The organism is Thiomicrolovo sp. ZZH C-3 (assembly GCF_054862725.1).
The window spans coordinates 1-20,911 of the sequence record NZ_JBTKXX010000002.1; the positions used below are offsets into that span (position 1 = coordinate 1).

The 20,911-nt window shown below is 57.3% G+C and carries 16 protein-coding genes and 1 tRNA gene; 8 read left to right on the plus strand and 9 right to left on the minus strand.

Annotated features, from left to right (window positions below; genetic code table 11):
• The first annotated feature begins 238 nt into the window (after positions 1-238).
• The 6 genes from gyrA to ACXWTF_RS08485 all read left to right on the plus strand — a co-directional run bounded on the left by gyrA (position 239) and on the right by ACXWTF_RS08485 (position 6,492).
• Positions 239-2,758: a DNA gyrase subunit A gene (gene gyrA, locus ACXWTF_RS08460; protein ID WP_461714581.1), complete on the plus strand. Its 2,520-nt coding sequence runs from the start codon at positions 239-241 to the stop codon at positions 2,756-2,758.
• A gap of 22 nt (positions 2,759-2,780) precedes the next feature.
• On the plus strand, positions 2,781-3,815 hold the full coding sequence (locus tag ACXWTF_RS08465; RefSeq protein WP_461714582.1) for an aspartate-semialdehyde dehydrogenase: 1,035 nt from the start codon (positions 2,781-2,783) through the stop codon (positions 3,813-3,815).
• On the plus strand, positions 3,808-4,323 hold the full coding sequence (locus ACXWTF_RS08470; protein ID WP_461714583.1) for a YqhA family protein: 516 nt from the start codon (positions 3,808-3,810) through the stop codon (positions 4,321-4,323). Before ACXWTF_RS08465 ends, ACXWTF_RS08470 begins: the two co-directional genes overlap by 8 nt.
• 34 nt (positions 4,324-4,357) lie before the next feature.
• Positions 4,358-5,407, plus strand: a complete 1,050-nt coding sequence (hemE, locus tag ACXWTF_RS08475; RefSeq protein ID WP_461714584.1) for a uroporphyrinogen decarboxylase — start codon at positions 4,358-4,360, stop codon at positions 5,405-5,407.
• A gap of 23 nt (positions 5,408-5,430) precedes the next feature.
• Entirely contained in the window at positions 5,431-6,375 is a 945-nt protein-coding gene (locus ACXWTF_RS08480) for a radical SAM protein (RefSeq protein WP_461714585.1), read from the plus strand.
• A 42-nt stretch (positions 6,376-6,417) separates the two neighbouring features.
• Positions 6,418-6,492 (plus strand) — tRNA-Asn (locus tag ACXWTF_RS08485).
• A gap of 195 nt (positions 6,493-6,687) precedes the next feature.
• On the opposite strand, the gene ACXWTF_RS08490 is transcribed toward ACXWTF_RS08485, so the two are convergent.
• The 3 genes from ACXWTF_RS08490 to ACXWTF_RS08500 form a co-directional block, all read right to left on the minus strand.
• Positions 6,688-8,661: a glycyl radical enzyme family protein gene (locus tag ACXWTF_RS08490; protein ID WP_461714586.1), complete on the minus strand. Its 1,974-nt coding sequence runs from the start codon at positions 8,659-8,661 to the stop codon at positions 6,688-6,690.
• A gap of 193 nt (positions 8,662-8,854) precedes the next feature.
• Positions 8,855-10,564 carry an ABC transporter ATP-binding protein gene (locus ACXWTF_RS08495; protein WP_461714587.1) on the minus strand — a complete coding sequence of 570 codons (1,710 nt, stop codon included), beginning with the start codon at positions 10,562-10,564 and terminating at the stop codon, positions 8,855-8,857.
• Positions 10,561-12,567, minus strand: coding sequence for an LTA synthase family protein (locus ACXWTF_RS08500; protein WP_461714588.1), 2,007 nt, complete (start codon positions 12,565-12,567; stop codon positions 10,561-10,563). Before ACXWTF_RS08500 ends, ACXWTF_RS08495 begins: the two co-directional genes overlap by 4 nt.
• A 74-nt stretch (positions 12,568-12,641) precedes the next feature.
• Here ACXWTF_RS08500 and ACXWTF_RS08505 point away from each other — a divergent pair, with 74 nt between their 5' ends.
• Positions 12,642-14,465, plus strand: a complete 1,824-nt coding sequence (locus tag ACXWTF_RS08505) for a sulfatase-like hydrolase/transferase (protein WP_461714589.1) — start codon at positions 12,642-12,644, stop codon at positions 14,463-14,465.
• Between the two features lie 17 nt (positions 14,466-14,482).
• On the opposite strand, the gene rffA is transcribed toward ACXWTF_RS08505, so the two are convergent.
• Genes rffA through ACXWTF_RS08530 form a run of 5 tightly spaced genes read right to left on the minus strand, consistent with a single transcriptional unit; the run spans position 14,483 to position 18,814 of the window.
• The gene (gene rffA, locus ACXWTF_RS08510; protein WP_461714590.1) at positions 14,483-15,613 is read right to left on the minus strand and encodes a dTDP-4-amino-4,6-dideoxygalactose transaminase; all 1,131 of its coding nucleotides are present in this window, start codon (positions 15,611-15,613) and stop codon (positions 14,483-14,485) included.
• Positions 15,610-16,509 carry a methionyl-tRNA formyltransferase gene (locus ACXWTF_RS08515; protein ID WP_461714591.1) on the minus strand — a complete coding sequence of 300 codons (900 nt, stop codon included), beginning with the start codon at positions 16,507-16,509 and terminating at the stop codon, positions 15,610-15,612. Before ACXWTF_RS08515 ends, rffA begins: the two co-directional genes overlap by 4 nt.
• Entirely contained in the window at positions 16,506-17,573 is a 1,068-nt protein-coding gene (locus ACXWTF_RS08520; protein WP_461714592.1) for a TDP-N-acetylfucosamine:lipid II N-acetylfucosaminyltransferase family protein, read from the minus strand. Before ACXWTF_RS08520 ends, ACXWTF_RS08515 begins: the two co-directional genes overlap by 4 nt.
• Positions 17,570-18,337, minus strand: coding sequence for a glycosyltransferase family 2 protein (locus ACXWTF_RS08525; protein WP_461714593.1), 768 nt, complete (start codon positions 18,335-18,337; stop codon positions 17,570-17,572). The genes ACXWTF_RS08520 and ACXWTF_RS08525 overlap by 4 nt, the downstream gene beginning before the upstream one ends.
• A gap of 15 nt (positions 18,338-18,352) precedes the next feature.
• Positions 18,353-18,814, minus strand: coding sequence for an acyltransferase (locus tag ACXWTF_RS08530; protein ID WP_461714594.1), 462 nt, complete (start codon positions 18,812-18,814; stop codon positions 18,353-18,355).
• A gap of 298 nt (positions 18,815-19,112) precedes the next feature.
• Between ACXWTF_RS08530 and ACXWTF_RS08535 the strand changes: the two genes are divergently transcribed.
• Positions 19,113-19,856, plus strand: coding sequence for a lipopolysaccharide kinase InaA family protein (locus tag ACXWTF_RS08535; protein ID WP_461714595.1), 744 nt, complete (start codon positions 19,113-19,115; stop codon positions 19,854-19,856).
• A gap of 6 nt (positions 19,857-19,862) precedes the next feature.
• On the opposite strand, the gene ACXWTF_RS08540 is transcribed toward ACXWTF_RS08535, so the two are convergent.
• Entirely contained in the window at positions 19,863-20,897 is a 1,035-nt protein-coding gene (locus tag ACXWTF_RS08540; RefSeq protein ID WP_461714596.1) for a glycosyl transferase family 90, read from the minus strand.
• Between the last annotated feature and the right edge of the window lie 14 nt (positions 20,898-20,911).

The following is a 20,911-nucleotide window of genomic DNA, read 5'->3' on the forward strand; positions in this document are numbered from 1 at the left end:
ATTGGTTAATCCTTTTTTCGCAGCCTTGACTGCGGAAGTTTCATGAAAATAGTATACAATTTTGTCGGCTTTTTGTTCGGTATGGGTGGTTATTTTTTAATCACCCTCCTCGTTCTACCGCCCACCCCATCTCCCCCCGATCCCGCAACCGTCGTGTTTAAGTATATATAGGTTAATATAAGCGCCAAAAATCTTAGAACACGGGGCCTGCGGGCTCCTGTACGAGGTGGGACAAGCCATGAGCGAACCGTTGGATAACAGCGAAATCGAAAATATCAATATTGAAGAGAGCCTGCAGAGCAGCTACCTCGACTACTCCATGAGTGTCATCATCGGCCGTGCGCTCCCGGATGTACGCGACGGTCTCAAACCGGTCCACCGCCGTATCCTCTACGCGATGGACAAACTCAACCTCTCCGCCGGGGCGAAGTACAAAAAATCCGCCCGTATCGTCGGGGACGTTATCGGTCAGTACCACCCCCACGGCGATACGGCGGTCTATGACGCGCTGGTCCGTATGGCCCAGCCCTTCTCCATGCGCATGACCCTGGTCGACGGCCAGGGGAACTTCGGTTCCATCGACGGCGACAACGCGGCGGCGATGCGTTATACCGAAGCACGTATGACCAAGTATGCCGGGGAGCTGCTCAAAGACCTCGACAAAGAGACGGTCAATATGATCGACAACTACGATGCGACGACCCAGGAGCCCGAGATCCTGCCGACCCGCGTCCCCAACCTGCTGATCAACGGCTCCTCCGGTATCGCCGTCGGTATGGCCACCAATATCCCGCCGCACAACCCCAAAGAGGTCCTCTCCGCGCTGGTGCACCTCGTCGACAATCCCAAAGCGGCCCTGCCGGACATCATGAACTACATCAAGGCACCGGACTTCCCGACCGGCGGTACGATCTACGGTAAAAAAGGGATCATCGACGCCTATGAGACCGGCCGCGGCCGTATCAAAGTCCGTGCGAAGACCCATATCGAGCAGACCCGCAAAAAAGAGATCATCGTTATCGATGAGCTCCCCTACATGGTCAACAAGGCGCGCCTGATCGAGAGCATCGCCAACCTCGTCAAGGACAAGCAGATCGAGGGGATCAGCGAGATCCGCGACGAATCCGACCGCGAAGGGATCCGCGTCGTCATTGAGCTTAAACGCGACGCCATGAGCGAGATCGTTCTCAACAACCTTTTCAAATCGACCAATATGCAGACGACCTTCGGGATCATCATGCTCTCCATCCTTAACCAGGAACCGAGAGTCTTCCCGATCCTGGAGATGCTGAACCACTTCATCAACCACCGCAAAACGGTCATCATCCGCCGCACGATCTTCGACCTCGAAAAGGCCAAGGCGCGCGCCCACATTCTTGAAGGTCTGAAGAAGGCGCTGGACCACATCGATGCGATCATCAAGCTGATCCGCGCCAGCAAAGATACCGAAAGCGCCAAAGAGGGGCTTATCTCCGAGTTCGACTTCAGCCCGATCCAGGCCCAGGCGATCCTCGACATGCGCCTGCAGAAGCTGACCGGCCTCGAGCGTGAAAAGATCGAGAACGAGCTCAAAGAGCTGCTTGAACTCATCGAATATCTCGAGAGCGTCCTGCGCAGCGAAGAGGTGCTCCGCGGCATCATCAAAGAGGAGTTCAACGAGGTGATGGAGGTCTACGACGATCCGCGCCGTACGGACATCGAAGATGATTACGACGATATCGATATCGAGGACCTGATCCCGAACGAGCCGATGGTCGTCACCATCACCCACCGCGGCTACATCAAGCGTGTGCCGCTGGTGAACTACGAGAAACAGCGCCGCGGCGGCAAAGGCAAGACCGCCGTTACGACCTACGAGGATGACTTCATCGAGAGCTTCTTCACCTGCAACACCCACGATACGCTGATGTTCGTCACCGACCGCGGGCAGCTGCACTGGCTGAAGGTCTACCGTATCCCGGAAGGCTCCCGTACCGCCAAAGGCAAAGCCGTCGTCAACCTGATCCAGCTCCAGCCGGACGAAAAGATCCAGTCGATCATCCCGACGGAGGACTTCAGCGAAGAGAAATCCCTGGTCTTCTTTACCGAGAACGGCATCGTCAAGCGTACCAACCTCAGCGAGTTCTCCAACATCCGCAGCAACGGGGTCCGCGCCATCGTCCTCGACGACGACGATACATTGATCACCGCGAAGATCGCCACGACGGAGACAAAGTACCTCTTCATCCTGACCAAGTACGCGCAGTGCATCAAGTTCGAGATCGACAAGACCCGCGAACAGGGACGCAGCACCCGCGGGGTCCGCGGTATCAAGTTCAAACATGACGGCGACCGCGTTGTCGACGCGAACATTATCGACAGCGACGAGCAGGAGATCCTCACGGTCAGCGAGAAGGGGATCGGCAAGCGGACGACGGCGGGCGAATACCGCCTGACCAACCGCGCCGGCAGCGGGGTCATTGCGATGAAACTCAATGTCAAAACCGGCCAGCATGTCGTCGGTTGTGTGATCGTTAACGAAAATATGGACATGATGGCGCTGACAAAAGCCGGTAAAATGATCCGCGTCGACATGGAGAGCATCTCCAAATCGAGCCGCAACACCAGCGGCGTCTACATCGTCAAGGGCGACGATGTCGCCAGCATCTCCCGCTGTCCGAAGAAAGAGCCCGTGACCGATGAAGAGGATGACGGCGAAGAGGGCGGGCCGGAGAGTGTCCAGATTGAGCCTGAACAGCAATCTTTTGATTTAGAATAATTTTACGAGGTAGCAAACAGTCATGAAAACATATAACGTAGCCGTCGTCGGTGCCAGCGGTGCCGTCGGCGAAGAGATCCTGCGCATTTTTGAAGAGATCGATTTCCCCCTGGCCAAGCTCGTACCGATGGCCAGCAGCCGCAGTGCCGGCAATACCGTCGAATTCCGCGGCGACGAACTGGTCATCAAAGAGCTGACGGAGACCGTTTTTGAAGAAGAGGAGATCGAGATCGCCCTCTTCAGCGCCGGCGGTTCGGTTTCGGCGAAATTCGCCCCCTTCGCCGCCGCAGCCGGTGCCGTCGTCATCGACAACACCAGCCACTACCGGATGGATGAAGAGGTCCCCCTCGTCGTCCCCGAGGTCAACCCCGAAGATATCCGCGACTGGAAGAAAAAAGGGATCATCGCCAACCCGAACTGTTCGACCATCCAGATGGTCCAGGCCCTCAAGCCCCTCGACGACGCCTTTGACCTGGTCCGCGTCGACGTCAGTACCTACCAGGCGACCTCGGGCGCGGGCAAATCCGCCATGGAAGAGCTCGTGCAGCAGATGCAGGACTTCTTCGCCTTCCGCCTCGGTGAAAGCGAACATAACAAGTTCCCGCACCAGATCGCATTGAACCTTATTCCGCAGATCGACGTCTTTACCGACAACGGCTTTACGAAAGAGGAGATCAAAATGGTCAACGAGACCAAGAAGATCATGCACAAAGCCGTCGAACTGAGCGCCACCTGCGTCCGGGTCCCCGTGCTGCGCGGCCACTCCGAAGCGATCACGATGACCTTCGACAGCGCCATTGATGCCGCCGAAGCACGCGAGATTCTCTCCAAGGCCCCGAACATCGTTATCCAGGACGACCCGCAAAACAGCGTCTACCCGATGCCGGCGGCCTGCGTCGACCGCAACGAAACCTTTGTCGGACGCATCAGAGGCGACCTCTACCGCGACAATATGCTCCACATGTGGGTCGTCGCGGACAACCTCCGCGTCGGTGCCGCGACCAATGCCGTACGTATCGCGCAGAAATGGGTAGAGATGGGAGGCGCCGATGTTTGAGAAGCTGTTTGAATCCGGCCTCTGGAACAGCCGTCTTTTCACCCTCTTTGCCGTTGTCTTTTCGCTGATCGGTGCGATCATCCTCTTCGTTGTCGCCAGCCTCGACATCTGGGGCGTCCTGGTCATGGTATGGGACGTCGTCGCACACCACGCCCACCCGGAACATCTGCACGAAGACGTCGTAGCAAACATCATCGGGGCCATCGACCTCTACCTCATTGCCATCGTGCTGCTGATCTTCAGCCTCGGGGTCTACGAGCTCTTCGTCTCCAAGATCGATGCGGCCGAAGACGAGGACGGCAAAAGCTCCTCGGTGCTGCAGATCCACTCCCTCGACCAGCTCAAAGACAAGATCGCCAAGGTCATCGTCATGGTCCTGGTCGTCAACTTCTTCCAGCGCGTCCTGCACACCCAGTTCAACGGGGCGCTGGAGATGCTCTACTTCTCAGGGTCGATCCTGCTGCTGGCGCTCGCCCTCTACTTTCTGCACAAAGGCGATCAGCACTGATCGCCCGCTAAATCCAACACCCATAGGAATATAAATGAGTAAAATTTTCGTCGATGCCTGCCTCGGAAAAGAGACACCGTATACCCCCGTATGGATGATGCGCCAGGCCGGCCGCTACCTGCCGGAATATATGGAAGTCCGTGCCCAAGCGGGCAGTTTTCTCAACCTTTGCCATGACCCGGAGAAAGCGGCGGAAGTCACACTCCAGCCCCTCGATATCGTCGGCGTCGACGCGGCGATCCTCTTCAGCGACATCCTCGTCATTCCCGACGAGATGGGGATGGACCTCTCCTTCGTCAAGGGTGAAGGTCCGAAGTTCAGCGACCCGATCGAAACGCAGGCGGACGTCGATCGTCTCCTCGGCGGCGAAGCGGCGGCGGACAAGCTCACCTACGTCTACGACACCATCAAACTGCTGCGCAAGCAGCTCGACGAACGCGGCGACGAGAAGGCGCTGATCGGCTTTACCGGCGCGCCGTGGACCCTGGCAACCTACATGATCGAAGGGCAGGGCACGAAAACCTACAACGTCTGTAAAAAGATGATGTACTCCAACCCGGAGCTGCTGCACAGCGTGCTGAAAAAAGTCACCGAAGTCGTCAAGTACTACATGGAGAAACAGATCCAGAGCGGTGTCGACGTCGTGCAGATCTTCGACTCCTGGGCCGCAGCGATCGAACCGGGCAAATACGACGAATTCTCCTGGCAGTACATGGTCGAGATCGCCGAATACCTCAAAGAGAAGTACCCGCACGTGCCGGTCATCATGTTCCCCAAAGGGATCGCGGCCTTTATCGAGCGCGGTCTCGTCTACGGAAACTTCGACGTCATGGGCATCGACTGGGGCACACCGATGGCCCTGGCCAAGGAGAAGCTCGGCGACAAGTACGTCCTGCAGGGCAATATGGAGCCGTGCCGCCTCTACTCCAAGGAGGCTACAACGGCCTGTATCGAAGTGATCCAGAAGACGATGGGCGGCAAACGCCACATCTTCAACCTCGGCCACGGCATCCTGCCCGACGTTCCCGTCGAAAACGCCATCCACTTCGTCAACGAGTGCCACCGCGTCAGCACCAAAGCCTGACACCTGAACAACAGGAGCAAGGGATGAGCGCGATCTTCGGCCCGGTCAACTCCCGCCGTTTTGGCACCTCGCTGGGCATCGACCTCTCGCCCGGTCTCAAGCAGTGCAACTTCGACTGCCTCTACTGTGAGCTCGCTCCCGCAGCGCCTGTCACCGAACAGAAGCAGCGCAGCAGTGTCGACGAGATCATCGCCGAACTGGAAAGTGCCTTACTCGCACATCCCGGCATCGACGACATCACCGTCACCGCCAACGGCGAACCGACCCTCTACCCCGACCTGGACGCCCTGGTAGACCGTATCGACGCCGTCAAGGGTGAAACGAAAACCCTGATCCTCACCAACAGCGCCACCCTGACCGATCCGAATACCTTTGCGACCCTGCTCAAGTTCGACCAGGTCAAGCTCTCCCTCGATGCGGTCACCCCGGAGGTCTTCCGCAAGATCGACCGCCCCGCCGAGGGGATCGAGATCGGTGCGCTCGTGGATGCCGTCAAAGCCTTTGCCAAAGAGTACCGCGGCGATCTCTACCTCGAGATCCTCTTCGTCCACGGCCTCAACGACACCGATGCAGAGATTGCTGCATTAAATGACGTCCTGCATGACATCCCCTGCAAACGGGTCGATATCGGGACGATCGACCGCCCGCCAGCCTACCCCGTGCAGGGGCTCAGCTACGGCGAGCTTCACGAGGTCGCCTCGAAGTTTGACCCTGATCTGCCTATCCACATCGCCTCGCGGACCCATGCCGAATCGTGCCAGGGATGCTACAGCGATGACGCGATCCTCAACACCCTCGACAAGCGGCCGCTGAGTCTGGAGGATATCGCCCTGCTCTTCGACAGCGAGAGCCAGGAGCGTTTCCGGGGCCTCGTTGAGACGGGCCGGATCGTTGCCGAAGACAGCTCCGGGATCACCTTCTACATCCCTGCCGGAAACCTCCGCCGCAAACGCACGAAAAATTCTTGACTTTTCAGGAAGTTTCTTTTATAATTTCGGCCTCTTAACGATTCCGGATTAGCTCAGCGGTAGAGTAGGTGACTGTTAATCACTTGGTCACTGGTTCGAATCCAGTATCCGGAGCCACTTTCATTAGACGCTTTTTCCTAAACTCATCGTTGTCGTAGCACTCACGTACAAAAGTACGCTTCGCACTACTCCGCCTTGATTTTAGAAAAAATCGCCTATGAAAGTTCTACTTGCATAGAATGCCCTTTTTCAGACCTTCTTTTCTACCCATGATTCATTTCGTAGCGTTTACCCGTATACCGTACACCCCGCTTAAAGCTCGCAGGTGTCGTTCGAGCAGAAACGGCTCTCGATGCCGTCGCTGTCTGAAAAGAGGTTCCAGTCGATCTGTGGCATGGCGGCGAGTTTCTCCTCGTAGGTTTCCCGGGAGATCCCTTCGTAAGGCATCTGCTTGTAGGCACCGGTCTCGGAGTGCGGCAGCATGGAGACCGACTTGATGACAGGGGCGAACTGCGCCAGCATATGCTCGACCTGGTGCCCCTCCGTTTCGGGGTCGAAATAGACAGTACAGCTGACCATATTGTCGCTCCACTCGCGCTGGAGCATCGCCAGGAACGCGAACTGCTCCCAGGCGGAAACCTCCGTCGCTTTGCGCGTCTTCCCCTGATCGATCGGAAATTCGAACACTGTCGTATTGTCGCTGTAGACATCCGCTTCGTGCGGTACTCCCGCAGCCTTTAAGACACTGCAGACGGCAGAGTCGTTTCCGACACGCATCCGCCGCAGGGCGTACTGGAAGGTGGGGAAGTGCATCCCCGAGCTTACCCCCGCCAGCTGCGAAATCGTGCCTGAGGGTTTGATCGTCGTCACGCGGATCGAAGCCGGCACCCCCGCATCCGCCGCCAGTTTCTGGTTGACGGCGCGCACGACCTTGTACCCCTTCCGAAGCCGCCGTGTCAGTTCGGTCGCCCCAAGCGCATCGAGCATATCCGCCACACCGGAGAGACTGATCCCGATACGGCGGTTGCGTACGACGATGGCATTGGTCTCGGAACGGTGCGTCGGCAGCAGGGCGACCGTCGACGCATAAAACGTCGCGTATTCAAGCACCTTGTAAAAATCGTCCTCATCCCCGCAGCGCGACGGGAAAACCTCCGCGAGGTTGCACAGCTCGAAACTCTCCAACGGGATTTCGGCACAGGGGTTCGCCAGCCAGGCGTTGTCGTGGGCGTCCCTGCCGTAGCGTGCATACTTCTGCACGTTGATCAGGTTCATGATCCCCGGTTCCCCGTTGGCGATGATCTGTTTGGCGATCATCGGCAGTTTTTTGAAATCGTCCGTCTTCTCCAGGACCACCGTGTTATTGGACATCCAGCCGATCTCGGCGCGTTCGGGGTGGCGTTCGTAATCTTTGAGCTCCAGGAAGGTGCTGTCGTCCGCCGAACCCAGCGCGATCTCGGCACTGCGCCGGACATTGCCGGCGACGACGCATGCGCCGATGGCATTGAAGATATCCGCCGTACAGCGCGTTGCATCCGTCTCCCCCGCACAGAAGGCATCCAGATAGCTCTCGATCCTTCGATGCAGCGTCTTAAGCGGTCCCGGTCCCGAAGCGGTACCGCCGAAGCCCTTGATCGTTGCGCCAGCCGGTCGGATCGTATCGTAATCAAATGCGAACCATGCCCCGCCCCTGGTGTAGCTTTCGATCAGCAATCTGACCGAGGCGACCCACCCTTCGCGGCTGTCGGGAATGACAAAGGGCACCGGCCGTGACTTGTCCGGCACGGCCGCACCGCGGCCTGTCCAGGCGGTGTTAAAACCGACGCCGACACCGCACATCAGCATATCCATGGTCCAGTCGGCCGCAGCGGCAAGATCCGCCGTATCCACTGCGCCGCAGTTGTTGAGCGCCGCACCGCCTCGGGTATAGACGTATTCCGTTCCCATGGCCCAGAGGCCCCGTCCCGGCGGCAGCCACTTCATCTCGAACATCGCTTCGGCCATTTCGGCGGCATAGGACTGCCAATATGCCTCATCCCAATGCAGCCTGCTCGTCGCGTAGTGGTGTTTTCGGACGGACATCGCCCCGTTGGTCACCCGGATAACCGTATCGGCCCAATGCTCCTGCGACCCATCCTCTTTCCTGCGGCTGTAGGTCCGGTAATAAGTCGCCTCTCCAAAGCCCCCGAAGCCGAAATCCGGGGTGCGCTGCCGCAGGGCGGCACAGACCCTTTCTTTCAGCTCGAACCGTTCCGTGATCATCATCTTGTCGTCACTGTCATGCATCGCATCCCTCCTTGCAAGCCTCTTTCACAAGTATAGTAGGATTTTTATGCCACGGCTGTTAGTTTTGCCAACATGCCTGATGACTGCGCATATCTATCGATGTATTAGGGTGGATTTAAGAGCTGACGGGGGATGGAAAAGGGCGGGCGAAGAGTGTCGGTACCGTGTGCCAGATGAGGGTTCCCTGTCCGGGCTACCCTTCGTAGCTGCGCGCGATGCGCTGAAAATCTTCCGAACGCTCCATCAGCTCCGTAAAGCTTCCTGTGTCGGTAATCTCTCCGGCTTTGAAGAAGTAGAGCCTGTCGGCGTGTTCGACCGTTGTGAGGCGGTGGGCGATCATGATGGTGATCTTGTCTTTCGAGTAGGATGCCAGGGCCTTCTGGATGCGGTATTCGCTCTCGTTGTCCAGTGCGCTGGTCGCTTCGTCGAGGATCAAGACCGATGCGTTCTTGTAGATGGCACGGGCGATGGCGATGCGCTGGCGCTGCCCGCCCGAGAGGTTGACACCCCCCTCTTCCATCAGGGTATGGATCCCCTCCGGCAGGCCCTCGGCAAAGTCGTAGGCGTCGGCCAGCTTCAGCGCCTCGACGACCCGCTCTTCGTCCAGCTCAAGGCCGTAGGCCACATTTTCGGCGAGGCTGTCCTGCATGACATAAACGCGCTGGGAGACGACGGCCATCTGTTTGAGCAGGGAGCGGTGGTCATACTCCCGCACATCCCGGCCGTTGATGCGCAGCACCCCCTCGGACGGGTCATAAAAACGCAGCAGCAGATTGACCAGCGAACTCTTCCCGCCCCCGCTGTCGCCGACAAGGGCGATCTGCTCTGAGGGGTGGATGGAAAGCGACACATCCCGCAATGCGCGCTTCTCCCCGTAATCAAGCGAGACGTGACTGAATGCAATCTCCCGGATCGGCTCCTCGAGCTCGACATGCCCCTCTTCGATCATGCATTTGCGGTCAAGCACACTAAAGATCCGTTCGCTTGCTGCAATGGCGTTTTGGATCTTCCCGTAGATGGAGCTGACACGCCGCATCGGCTGGAAGGTGAGCCCCACGGCCGTCAGGAACGCCGTGAACTCCCCTACGGTCATCTGGTTGTTGAACACCTGCTGCCCGGCGATAAAGATGACGGCGGCCAGCCCCGTGGCCCCCAGAACCTCCATCATCGGCGAAACGATCTCGTTCGTATAGACCGCCTTCATGTTCACCTTGAAGAACTTGTTGTTCTCCGCGTCGAAACGGCCCATCTCGTAGGCTTCGGTGCCGTTGGCCTTGATGATCTCGGCGTTGTTGAAGACCTCGGTCAGGCGGGTGACAACATCGGCGTTCTTCTCCTGCGAACGGTGCGAAAGGCGGCGCAGGCGTTTGGCGATGAGGATCAGCGGGTAGATCGCCAGCGGCAGGACGACCAGCGAATAAAAGGCCAGTTCGGCATTGAGGTAGATAACGTAGACGATCAGGCCGATGGCTGTCAACAGCTCCCGGACCAGTTCGGGCAGCATATTGGAGACGAAGTACTGCACGCGGTTGATATCGTTGGTGATACGGCTGATCAGCTCCCCGCTGCGGTTGGCGTGCAGGAAAGCCATGTCCAGATGCAGCATGTGATCGAGCAGCTGCGAACGCAGCCGGGTGATGATATGCTGGCCGATATAGTTCATGAACACGGCCTGCAGGTAACGCCCCACCGATTTGACGACGTAGATAACGATCATCATCAGGGGGATGTAGTAGAGCATCTGCGGGTCTTTCTCGATGAACATCTTGTCCATCAGCGGCTGCATGATCTGCGCCGTCGCCACGGTGGCCAGTACCGTCATGATGATCCCGATAAGAACGATGAAATAGTAGCCTTTATACCCCTTGATATACGGCCAGAACCGCCTGAAAGTCTGTTTCATTCACTCCCCTTTTCCCATACGGGTTTCACCTGTTCATACGCCTGCCGCACCAGGTATTCGGTCACCGCCAGAGCGGCGTTATACTTCTGCTCGCAAGCATGCTGCTGTTCGTTGGAAGCATGACCGGTTTTGAACGCCCCTCCGGCCGAAACGATGACGCCCGCGTCATTATAACCGCAGTGCAGCGCCTCCGGATCGTAAAGATCCTCCCCCACGGCCGTATAGGTTGCGTTGGAAAGGGTGCGGCCGTAGAGCGTCGGAAAGAGGTCGTTATGCGACGCGCTGACGTTGCGGTCGAACGGTTCGGCCTTCAGATAGGGCGGCAGGTAGAGGTAGAACGGCACCTGCTTGCCCTCCTGCAGCGGACGGTCGTAATGCATGATCCCCTCGATCGTATTGTTGTCCGCGGTGATGGCGACGACGGTCCGTTCCCCCAAATCGGAGGCTTTGACCCCGTCCATGAAACGCCCCGCCATATCGAGGGCATACTGGTAGTCCTGCAGCCGACGGTGCGCCAGCTCCATATCCCCGGTAATGTGCGCCTGCAGTGCTTCCGTGAACTGCAGCGGCTTGGAGTCGTAGCTTTTGGAGAGAATATAGGGGGGATGGTTGTTCGTCGTCAGAATAAAGACGAACTGCGGCTTTTCCGCCTGCTCCAGCTTGTGCAGCACGAAATCATACGTATACCGGTCGTAGACGCCGTAGTCATGCTCCTCCGCCCCGGGGTAGAGCATTTCGATGTCACTTTTTCCCTCAACATGGTCGAACCCCTGGCGTTTGAAAAAACTGCCGACGTTGCGCCACGAGAGGTCCCCGCCGTAGACGAAGTTCGTCTCGTAGCCCGCCGCTTTGTAGACCCTCGCTGCCGCCTGGGGGAAAGCGGTACGCTGGTAACGGCTCTGCCCGTAGGCGATGCTGGCGGGACGGGCGACGACGTTAAGCAGGAACGGTTCCATCGACGCGATCGTCCCGTTGGCGCCGGAAATGAAATCGGTAAAGAGGATATCCTCGTCAAAGTGCCGCTTGAGCCGGCGCAAAATATCAAAGGTCGGACTCTGGTACTGCAGGATCGGTGCCCCGAAACTCTCCACCATGACGACGACGACATGGGGCGGTTTCGCTGCGGCAGCGCTATTATACGGCGTTGTGCGCCGCAGGTTCGACGCGAGATCGGCCGTATCGATCTGCTCCCGTCCGAGATAGTCCCTGAACGCCTGCGGCACTTTGCCTTTGTAGCCGCTGCGCCTGATCAGGTCGTAGCCGCCGTTCTTATCCTTCATGTACTGCTTGAGTGCTTTCTCGAAGGCGAAGACGCCGCTGTGCGGAATGGCGTTGACGAAAGCGTCCGACGACACCTCCGGGATGTTTTTGAGCAGGGGGAAAAGCCCCAGGCTTCCCCGTGCACCCACCCCGACCAGCAGCAGCAGCACAAGGTAGACGGCTGCCGCCTTCATCGGACCGGCCTTGACGGCGGAGGGACGGACATCGCGGAAGAAGCGGCCGACGAACCAGACCAGCGAAAGGGCGTAAAAGAGGATCACTCCTATGATCAGGGTGACATTGTAATTTTTGAGCCCGATCTGCACGAGGGCCCAGGTATCGTCGTCGAAGAAGCCGAAGAGCATGATCGTGATGTGCTCGCCGAAGTAGGAGTAGAACCCGAAATCGATCCCGACCAGGGCGCTCACAATCAGGTAGACGGCGGTGAAGTATCCGCGAAAAAGCCGCGGCAGCCACGGCAGCGGCACGACGTTCCGCGTCAGGTGGTTCAGGATGATCGCCAGCAGCGGCAGGGCCATGAGGTAGCAGAGTAGCACCAGGTCGATCCGCAGTCCCAGGAAGAACGCCTCTGCCAGCTCCCGGCCGGGGAAGGAAGCCTTCGACGGCGAAAACTGCCAGAAGAACAGCAGGCGGGAAAGAGAGAGCAGCAGCAGGAAAATCAGCTGGAGTTTCACGGTCTGCCGCAGCAGACCGAAATAGTATTGCGCCGGCGAGTATTTCACGCGTCTATGCCCTTTTTAAGGCGTATTATACAGTGTTGGCCGCCTCTGGTATACTTTCACGAAAAAGTGACACCATGACATCGCAGCATCTTGCCCTCTTTTTCAAAGCCAACCTGCTCACGACCGGTCTGCTCTCACTGGCCTTTGCCCTCTTCAACAGCCACTACACCCCCTCGGCCCTGCTCTTCACCGCGGCGGCCCTGCTCTCGACGACGGCGACGCTTTACCTGATCTACTGGCTGCTTCTGCGCGCTTTTTTCCGCCTGACCCGTCTGGCGACGGTGCTGCTTCTGCTGCTGTTCTTTCTCACCGACCTTCTGCTGATGACCGACTTTGCCATCTACCGCATCTGGAATTTCCATATCAACGGCATGGTGCTCAATATCCTCTTCTCGCCGGCCGCCTACGACAGCCTGCAGATGACGGGCCAGGCCGTCGTGATCGTCTTCATCGTCATTGCCGTCCTGGCGGCGCTGCTGCTCCTTGGGCTGAAACGGATCGCCCGGATTCCCGCCCAGAAGGCATTGCGGGTCAACCGCCGGCTGAACCGTACCCTCGTCCCCCTGCTCCTCCTCGTCATCGTCGGCGAAAAACTGACCTACGCCGTGGCCAACCTCCACCTCGACGGCAACATCCTTGAACGCACGAAGGTCGTCCCCCTCTACCAGCCGCTGCTGATGGACGACCTGCTCATCGGCACCTTCGGCATGGAGAAGGCACAGAACGACGGGATCAACGTCAACATCAAGAAGATCACCAATATCCACTATCCACTGCACCCCATCAGCGTCACCCACCCCAAAACACCCAACATCTTCATCTTCGGGGTCGACGCCCTCCGCCCTGACATCGTCAATGACGACAACATGCCCAACATGGCTGCCTTCAAACGCGAGACCGTCGATTTCGAGCGCCACTACAGCGGCGGGAACAATACCCGTTTCGGCTTCTTCTCGATCTTTTACGGCATCAACTCCAGCTACTGGTTCGGCTTCCTCAATGCCAAGAAAGGCCCGGTACTGTTCGAGACCCTCAAGAAACTGGATTACCAGATCAGTATTGATTCCAGCGTCAACACCGCCTGGCCGGAGTTCCGGCAGACGATCTTTTACGACGTCCAGGATGCCATCAAGGATGATTACAACGGTACCAAGACCCAGAATGACCTGGCGACCGTCACCTATTTCGACGACTGGCTCGGGAAACAGGAGATGGACAAACCCATGTTTGCCTTCGTCTGGCTCGATGCGGTCCACAGCCGCGCCTACGACGACGCTTTCCGGAAGTATACCCCGGACCAGGTGAGCAGCCAGTACCTGACGGCGACCGCCGAGGAGCGGACGGAACTCTTCAACATGTACAAGAATGCCGCGTATCAGGTCGATGACCGCTTCGCCCGCTTTATCGCCGCACTCAAGGCCAGGGGCCTCTACGACGACGCCGTTATCATCGTCCTTTCCGACCACGGGCAGGAGTTCTTCGAGCACGACCACTACGGACACAACTCCGCCTACGACCGCGAGCAGGTCGGCACGCCGCTTTATATCCGCCTGCCGGGCACGGCACCGAAAAAAGTGACCCGCCTCACCTCGCACCTCGATATCGCCCCGACGCTGATGGCGATGCTGGGAACAGACAACCCCGCAAGCGACTATGCCCACGGCTACGACCTGTTCGCCCCGGACTACAACCGCGAATGCGCCTTTGTAGGGAACTGGAACGAAAACGCCATTATCTGTGAAGACGAAACCTTCGTCATCTCCGACGTCATCTCCAAAGCCTTCAATAACGAGATACGCGATACGAAGACATACAAAAAGATCAAACTGAACGATAAAAAAAGGATGAATAAAATCCTGATCAGAAGTCTGGAGGAGAACCGGCAGTTCAGCCGGTAATACGGGGGAGTGAAGGTCTAGTCACCGTAGAAGGATGTCACGACGTCGATGACGCGCTGACGCGTCGCCTCGCCCATCCCGTAATAGAGCGGGAGGCGGACAAGACGTTCGCTCTCGACAGTCGTGAAACGGTCTTCGCCGTGGAAACGGCTGAACCGTTTGCCCGCCGGCGATGCATGAAGCGGGATGTAGTGGAATACGGCCAGGATCTCTTCCGTTTTGCAGTGCTCCAAGAAAGCGGAACGCTCCTCGAACGAACGGCATTTGAGGTAGAACATATGGGCATTGTGCTCGCAGTGTGCCGGTATCGTCGCCAGATCGATACCCTTTTTTTCCAGTGCGGCGAACGCTTCGTAATAGTGCCGCCAGCTTGCCAGACGGTCCGCATTGACCGCATCGGCCGCCTCCAGCTGCGCATAGAGATAGGCCGCGTTGATGTCCGCCGGCAGGTAGGATGAACCGATATCGACCCAGGTGTATTTGTCCACCATCCCCCGAAAGAACTGGCTGCGGTTTGTCCCCTTCTCCCGGATGACCTCCGCCCGCTCGGCGAAACGCTCGTCGTTGATGATCAGCAGTCCGCCCTCGCCGCCGGCGGTGTAGTTCTTCGTCTCGTGGAAACTGTAGGTTCCGATGTGCCCGATGGTGCCCAGTGCGCGCCCCTTATAGGTCGCCTGCATCCCCTGCGCGGCATCCTCGATAACGTAGAGGTCGTGGCGTTCCGCGATCGCCATGATCGTATCCATCTCGCAGCCGACGCCGGCGTAATGAACCGGCACGATTGCCTTCGTTTTCTCGGTGATCGCCGCTTCGATCTTCGTCTCGTCGATATTGAGCGTATCGGGACGGATGTCGACGAAAACGATCTTCGCCCCTCTCAGGACGAACGCGTTGGCCGTCGAAACGAAGGTGTAACTCGGCATGATCACCTCATCGCCCGGCTCGATCTCTATCAGAATAGCCGCCATCTCCAGGGCATGGGTGCATGATGTCGTCAAGAGGGCCTTGGCACACCCGAGCTCACGCTCGAACCATTCGTGGCACTTCTTCGTGAATAGGCCGTCACCGGAGATCTTCCCGCTCCGAACCGCTTCGAGCATATACGCATCTTCTTTACCGGTGTACGCCGGTACATTAAAAAAAATCATAAGGGTCTGTCCACCTTTTCAAATCGGGATCGAAACTGTTTCAGGGGCAATACGCTTTCACCCGTTCTGCTCTTTCGGGCATCAAGGATCCTGAGCAATCCCCGCTTGCACACAACGACCGGGTACCCCTCCGCGTAAAAAATCACCTTGCCGATATGGCTGTCGCGGTCCTCGATCGCTACATCAGAGCACACTTCGACGCTCACCAGCGTGATCATCTCACCGTTCAGCGACAGTTTGGCGCCATCGTACGGCGAACCGAGGGCATCCACTTCGCGTTTGATGCGATCGGCGTCTTTATGCAGGTCAATGCAGTAATCTTCCGCATCCCGCCAAAGGCTGTACGTGGCCTCCGACTCCCTTTGCGGTGTCCCCGCAACTCCTTTGCCGCCGATGATGGCCGCACTGATGGAGTTGACCAGCTTGGAATAGAGCGGCGCAATTTTTTCAATCGCCTGCTGGATGGTCATGGGATAAGCGATATCGATCGCTTCCTGAGCGACGATATCCCCTTTATCATACTCGTCTGCGGCGAATATGGCCGTAACGCCAAGACGCTCTTCCCCGTTGATCAAGGCGTTGACAAGCGGCGCAAACCCCCTGTATGCCGGCAAAAGAGAGTCATGGAAGATGATCAGATTCGCCGAGGATGGCAGCAACCAGCGCCAGCCGATCGTAAACGCATAGGTCTCCGCCGCTCTTGCCGGCTCTTCGCCGCGCGCAAAAAAAGCGATGCCGTGCGTACTGCAGAGCTGCCCGATCCTGTCGAAATAATCCGTCTCCATCTGTGCATCCCTCGCCGAACAGACATAGGTGATCTTCTCCGTTCCGTATGCTTCGACAAAGTTTTGAAGGGTGACATACCCTTTTTCCGTCATGAGGTAAAAGACGATCATCGCTGTCCGCTTCCCTGAAAAACCTCTGCCCACTGCGTTTGCAAGACAGCATCCGAAAAGAGCGTTTGGATGCGTTGACAATTCGCTGCTTCCGTCTCTGCAGGCAACCGTTCAATCGAAAGCGGCCCGCAGCTGTCAAACAGCTGCACCCCTTTCTCCTCAAAAAGTCCCCACGTGGAGATGTCGCTTCGCAGATAGACTTTCTTACCAAGGCCGAGCAGCGTGATAATGTTCCCCATTGCCTGCTGCCGCTTATGGTTGAACACCGCAATGTCAATCTCGGCGAGGGAGTTCAGGTACTCTTCATAAGGCAGAAACGTCATCAACGGCTGGAACTTGTCGCCAAACCACGCTTTGCCCGTCGCCGCCACCTTCTTTGCATGCTGTTTGCTTCCGTACGAAAGCGGACAGATGATTTTGATCTTTTCATCGGCATAGGGGCGGAGCTTCTGCAGGATCTCCAGATGGTTGTTCGTGGGGTTTGCCGAATTTCCGACCTGGATACAGATCTCCTCTTTCTCCGTTTCGGGAAGCGGAATCGCCTTGTAGGTATTGCTTTGGTACATCAGACATTCATGATAGCTGCCCTCGGCGCCGTACCAGCGCCTCGCAAGCTCGTAATCGCCGCGAATGTAGGTGATGAGACCCGCAATGCGCTTGATCACCTGACGCTTCTTATACAGATAAAATTGCCGCTTGAGCTTCTTTTTCTTGGCGGGGTAGTCATAAAGGTCTCCCCCCCATACGACCCAATACGCTTTGGTGCAGAACCGCAGGTTGTAAAAGAAAAAGTCGATGATCCCGCGGATCAGCAGACTGTGGATGATCACCTTTTCCGCCTGTTCAAAATAGGGCTTCAGCTGCTTGACGGCCGAGAAATAGCGCAAAGGGCTGTTCATACTCTTGATAACGATCACATTGGGATGATCCGGTACCGGGTGCTTCTCCTGCGACACGCCCCCCAGGATGATGAACAGATGTTCATCGGGGTTGAACTGGGTGTGGATGAAGGTGATGAAAGAGGCGATGAACTTCTCGTTCTTCATGATGTGCAGGTACTTCATGCCGACGTCTCTTCCTCTGCTTCATTCTCCTGCATCTCGATCAGGATCATGTATTTCATATAGGTATTGAACCCGGAGATGATCGAGACGGTCCAGCCGGGCATGCCGTGGAACATCCCCCCTTTGACGACCAGCTTTTTGAAGAACGTCAGTCCGCCGTGCAGGAACGGGTCGTACCATCGGGCCCGCTTCCCCTTGGCGTGCAGCATGCGCGCACCGCGGGCGGCGAACTTTTCGATGTTGTTGATCATCTGCCCGTAGCTCTTGTAGGAGTAGTGCAGCAGGTCCGCGTCAAGCTCCTTGACCTTCTCCGCCTCGACTTTCGCATGGCCGATCGCCTGGGTGAATCCCGCACTGTTGCGGTTGTACAGGCGCACGAGCCGGTCCGGATACCACAGCTTGATGAAGTGTCGTCCGATATAACTCTTCCGGCGAAAAGCGTATGCGTCATACCCGCTGTTCGCCAGATCAAGGCCGGCGATCGCTTCGACCGCGTTTGCGTCAAGCCGCTCATCGGCATCGAGACTCAGGATCCAGTCGTTCGCGGCCAGCGGCGCGCCGAATGCCTTTTGCGGCCCGTCCCCAAGGTAGGGCTGGACGACAACCTTGGCCCCGAGGGATTCGGCGATCTCCCTCGTTTTGTCCGTGCTCTGCGAATCGACGACGAGGACCTCATCGCAGACGGCCTGAACGGAACGGATCGCGTCCGCTATATTCTCCTCTTCATTCAGTGTAATGATATTTGCTGTAATTTTCTGCTTCATTCGATCCGTTCTTCGTTAATTAGGTAGTGCTTTTTTATAGGCGACGGGAATGCCCGCGTAGATGCCCGCATGCTCCAGCGGACGGTTGACGACCCCTTTGGCCGCAACGACGCTGTTCGCAGGGAGCACGCTCCCCTTCAGCACATTGACGTCGTTCGCCAGCCAGCAACCCTCTCCGATCTCAACGCTGCCCAGCGTATAGTCGCTTTTCGAGACCTTCCCGCCGGCAAGCCTGTGGTCGTGGTCATAGACCTTGACGCTCTCCCCGAAAAGGCAGTCCGCCCCGATGTGGATCGCGTCACGGCAGACAATCGTGCAGTTGCGGTTGAAAAAACACCCCGCGCCGATACGGAGCGAAGCGTTTTTGCGGACGCCGATCAGCGTGCCCGACTTCAGGGTGATGTCGCCCTCGATCGTCAGGGTCGCCCCCCTGGCGACTTCGATCGTAAAAAAGCCGTTAGCGTGTATGCGCCCCATCAGCTTTACCCGCTTGGAATAGAAGAGCTTGAGATAATACGAATAAATAAAAGTATAGAGCCGTGCAATCGATTTCAATCGGTGTCCCAGTCTTGTATAGTGATAGCTAATTTTATCAGATTACCGGCCCAACAATCCTTGCGCAAGCTCTTGTGCGTTGTGAAAACACTCCGATTCAATATTCTTTTCCCCCCCGGTTGTTATAATGCTGCCCATCGTCCGTTATTTCCATCACGGCCCCGCTGTGACGCAAGTCAGAAGCACATCACCATTCCACTCACTTACAAAAGGGTTGCCGTTGTCTGTCCGCTATACGATCCATCCAGACTATGCCGAGTTTGAAACAGAGCTGCTCTCGGTCGAAGCGCAATTCTCCTCCTCGGATGAAAGCATCCACAAAGCGCGCAACGAACTGCGGATCGTCCCTATGCACGGTATCAAGACCGTCATCAAGGCGTTCAAGGTGCCCCACCTGCTCAACCGTTTCGTCTACGCCTATCTGCGCGATTCGAAGGCGAAAAAGTCCTATCACAACGGCGTTCGACTGCAGGATCTGGATGTCCCGACCCCTCAGCCTATCGGCTATATCGAGTTCTTCGAGCGCGGGCTCTTCGCGCAAAGTTTCTTCATCTCGAAGTACGAGCCCTATGATTTTACAATCCGGGAGGTGCTGCATCATGAGGTAGAGGATGTCGAGGCGATCCTCCGTGCCTTTACGACCTTCACCTGCAGTCTACACGAAAAAGGGGTCTGGCACGAGGATTACTCCCCCGGAAATATCCTGATACGGAAAGAGAACGGGGCTTACACCTTTATGCTCGTCGATATCAACCGCATGCAGTTCCGCCCCATCGGCCCTCTTGAAGGGCTGAAAAACTTCAGCAAGCTCTGGGCACAGCCCGATGACCTCGCCCTGATGGGAAGGGTCTATGCCGAGCTGCGCGGTATCGACGAAGCGCTGGCAGTGAAAGCCATCGCCGCGTTCGACCGCAAAACCAAAGCGGTCGTCAACTTCAAAAAGCGTCTCAAAGGGAAGAAGTAAACCCCTTTACACCCCGAATAGCGCCGGGACCGGGCGGACCGTACGCCGTCTCTTCTGTGCACGCGGACGCTGACGCTCCGCTTCCAGCTGCCCCGAACGTTCGAAATACTTCTCCAATACCGACACGGACAGTATCGCCTCGCGTTCACTGTCCCGGAACCGTGCCACGTGGCGGTGGGCATTGGCGATAATGGCCTTCGCCTCCTCGGGATGTTCACTGTAATAGGCGATCTTCTCCTCCAGGTCGGAATAATCATCTTTGAGCAGGACATAGTGGTAATCGGGTACAAGGGTGCCCTCCATGAACCAGGTCTCGTATTTGGGCCGGGCCATAAACGCGAGTGAATTGGAGGACATGATCCACTTGAGGTTCGAGGCGACATCGTTGCCTTCGATGGAGACGATAAATTTGTACTGCAGCTGCTCTTTGAGCGTCATTCGCCCCTTCTGCCAGGGCACGTCCCGCTCGAACTTCGTATTCGTCTGTCCGATATCGCAAAGCGGGTGGTCGTAAAAACGTTTCACGAACGCCTTGCGGTGCTCTCCGTACGCCTTGCCGCGCCAGACCGCCATACTCTTTTTCGCCTCGAACGGCACCCTGTCGTTCACGAAGACGAAGTGACGTACTTTATTAAGATTCATCAGCACCGAATTGCGGTTATCCCCGTCAATGGGGCGGCTTTTGACCAGGGTCGGCTGCGGCGGCACGTGGGTGATATCCCCGAAGAGGTAGGCGCTGCGGTACTCGGGGCGGAAATAGCGCCACCATCCGTAAAGATCGAAGAAGTAGGTCTTTTTTTTCGCCTTTCTGAAAGCATCGAGTGTGTCGGCTTCGCTTCCCAGGTGGAATGGCGCGTCGCAGCGGTTATAGTAGTGCAACCGCTCCTGCACTTCCGTATCCGCTTTCCCTCGCTCCAGCAGTGAATCGCGGTGCTGACGGAAAAGAATACCCGGCAGCGGGTAGGCGAGTACGTTGCGCATATAGTAGGTAAACTTGCTGTTTCTGTCCGCATCGATCCGGAGGTAACGGCGGTTAAGCATCACCAATCATCCTT

What these genes read in the sequence shown, in the direction of transcription:
- gyrA (WP_461714581.1), top strand. Translation starts at nt 239, where the DNA reads ATGAGCGAACCGTTGGATAACAGCGAAATCGAAAATATCAATATTGAA.
- ACXWTF_RS08465 (WP_461714582.1), top strand. Translation starts at nt 2,781, where the DNA reads ATGAAAACATATAACGTAGCCGTCGTCGGTGCCAGCGGTGCCGTCGGC.
- ACXWTF_RS08470 (WP_461714583.1), top strand. Translation starts at nt 3,808, where the DNA reads ATGTTTGAGAAGCTGTTTGAATCCGGCCTCTGGAACAGCCGTCTTTTC.
- hemE (WP_461714584.1), top strand. Translation starts at nt 4,358, where the DNA reads ATGAGTAAAATTTTCGTCGATGCCTGCCTCGGAAAAGAGACACCGTAT.
- ACXWTF_RS08480 (WP_461714585.1), top strand. Translation starts at nt 5,431, where the DNA reads ATGAGCGCGATCTTCGGCCCGGTCAACTCCCGCCGTTTTGGCACCTCG.
- ACXWTF_RS08490 (WP_461714586.1), bottom strand. Translation starts at nt 8,661, where the DNA reads ATGCATGACAGTGACGACAAGATGATGATCACGGAACGGTTCGAGCTG.
- ACXWTF_RS08495 (WP_461714587.1), bottom strand. Translation starts at nt 10,564, where the DNA reads ATGAAACAGACTTTCAGGCGGTTCTGGCCGTATATCAAGGGGTATAAA.
- ACXWTF_RS08505 (WP_461714589.1), top strand. Translation starts at nt 12,642, where the DNA reads ATGACATCGCAGCATCTTGCCCTCTTTTTCAAAGCCAACCTGCTCACG.
- rffA (WP_461714590.1), bottom strand. Translation starts at nt 15,613, where the DNA reads ATGATTTTTTTTAATGTACCGGCGTACACCGGTAAAGAAGATGCGTAT.
- ACXWTF_RS08515 (WP_461714591.1), bottom strand. Translation starts at nt 16,509, where the DNA reads ATGATCGTCTTTTACCTCATGACGGAAAAAGGGTATGTCACCCTTCAA.
- ACXWTF_RS08520 (WP_461714592.1), bottom strand. Translation starts at nt 17,573, where the DNA reads ATGAAGTACCTGCACATCATGAAGAACGAGAAGTTCATCGCCTCTTTC.
- ACXWTF_RS08525 (WP_461714593.1), bottom strand. Translation starts at nt 18,337, where the DNA reads ATGAAGCAGAAAATTACAGCAAATATCATTACACTGAATGAAGAGGAG.
- ACXWTF_RS08530 (WP_461714594.1), bottom strand. Translation starts at nt 18,814, where the DNA reads ATGGGGCGCATACACGCTAACGGCTTTTTTACGATCGAAGTCGCCAGG.
- ACXWTF_RS08540 (WP_461714596.1), bottom strand. Translation starts at nt 20,897, where the DNA reads ATGCTTAACCGCCGTTACCTCCGGATCGATGCGGACAGAAACAGCAAG.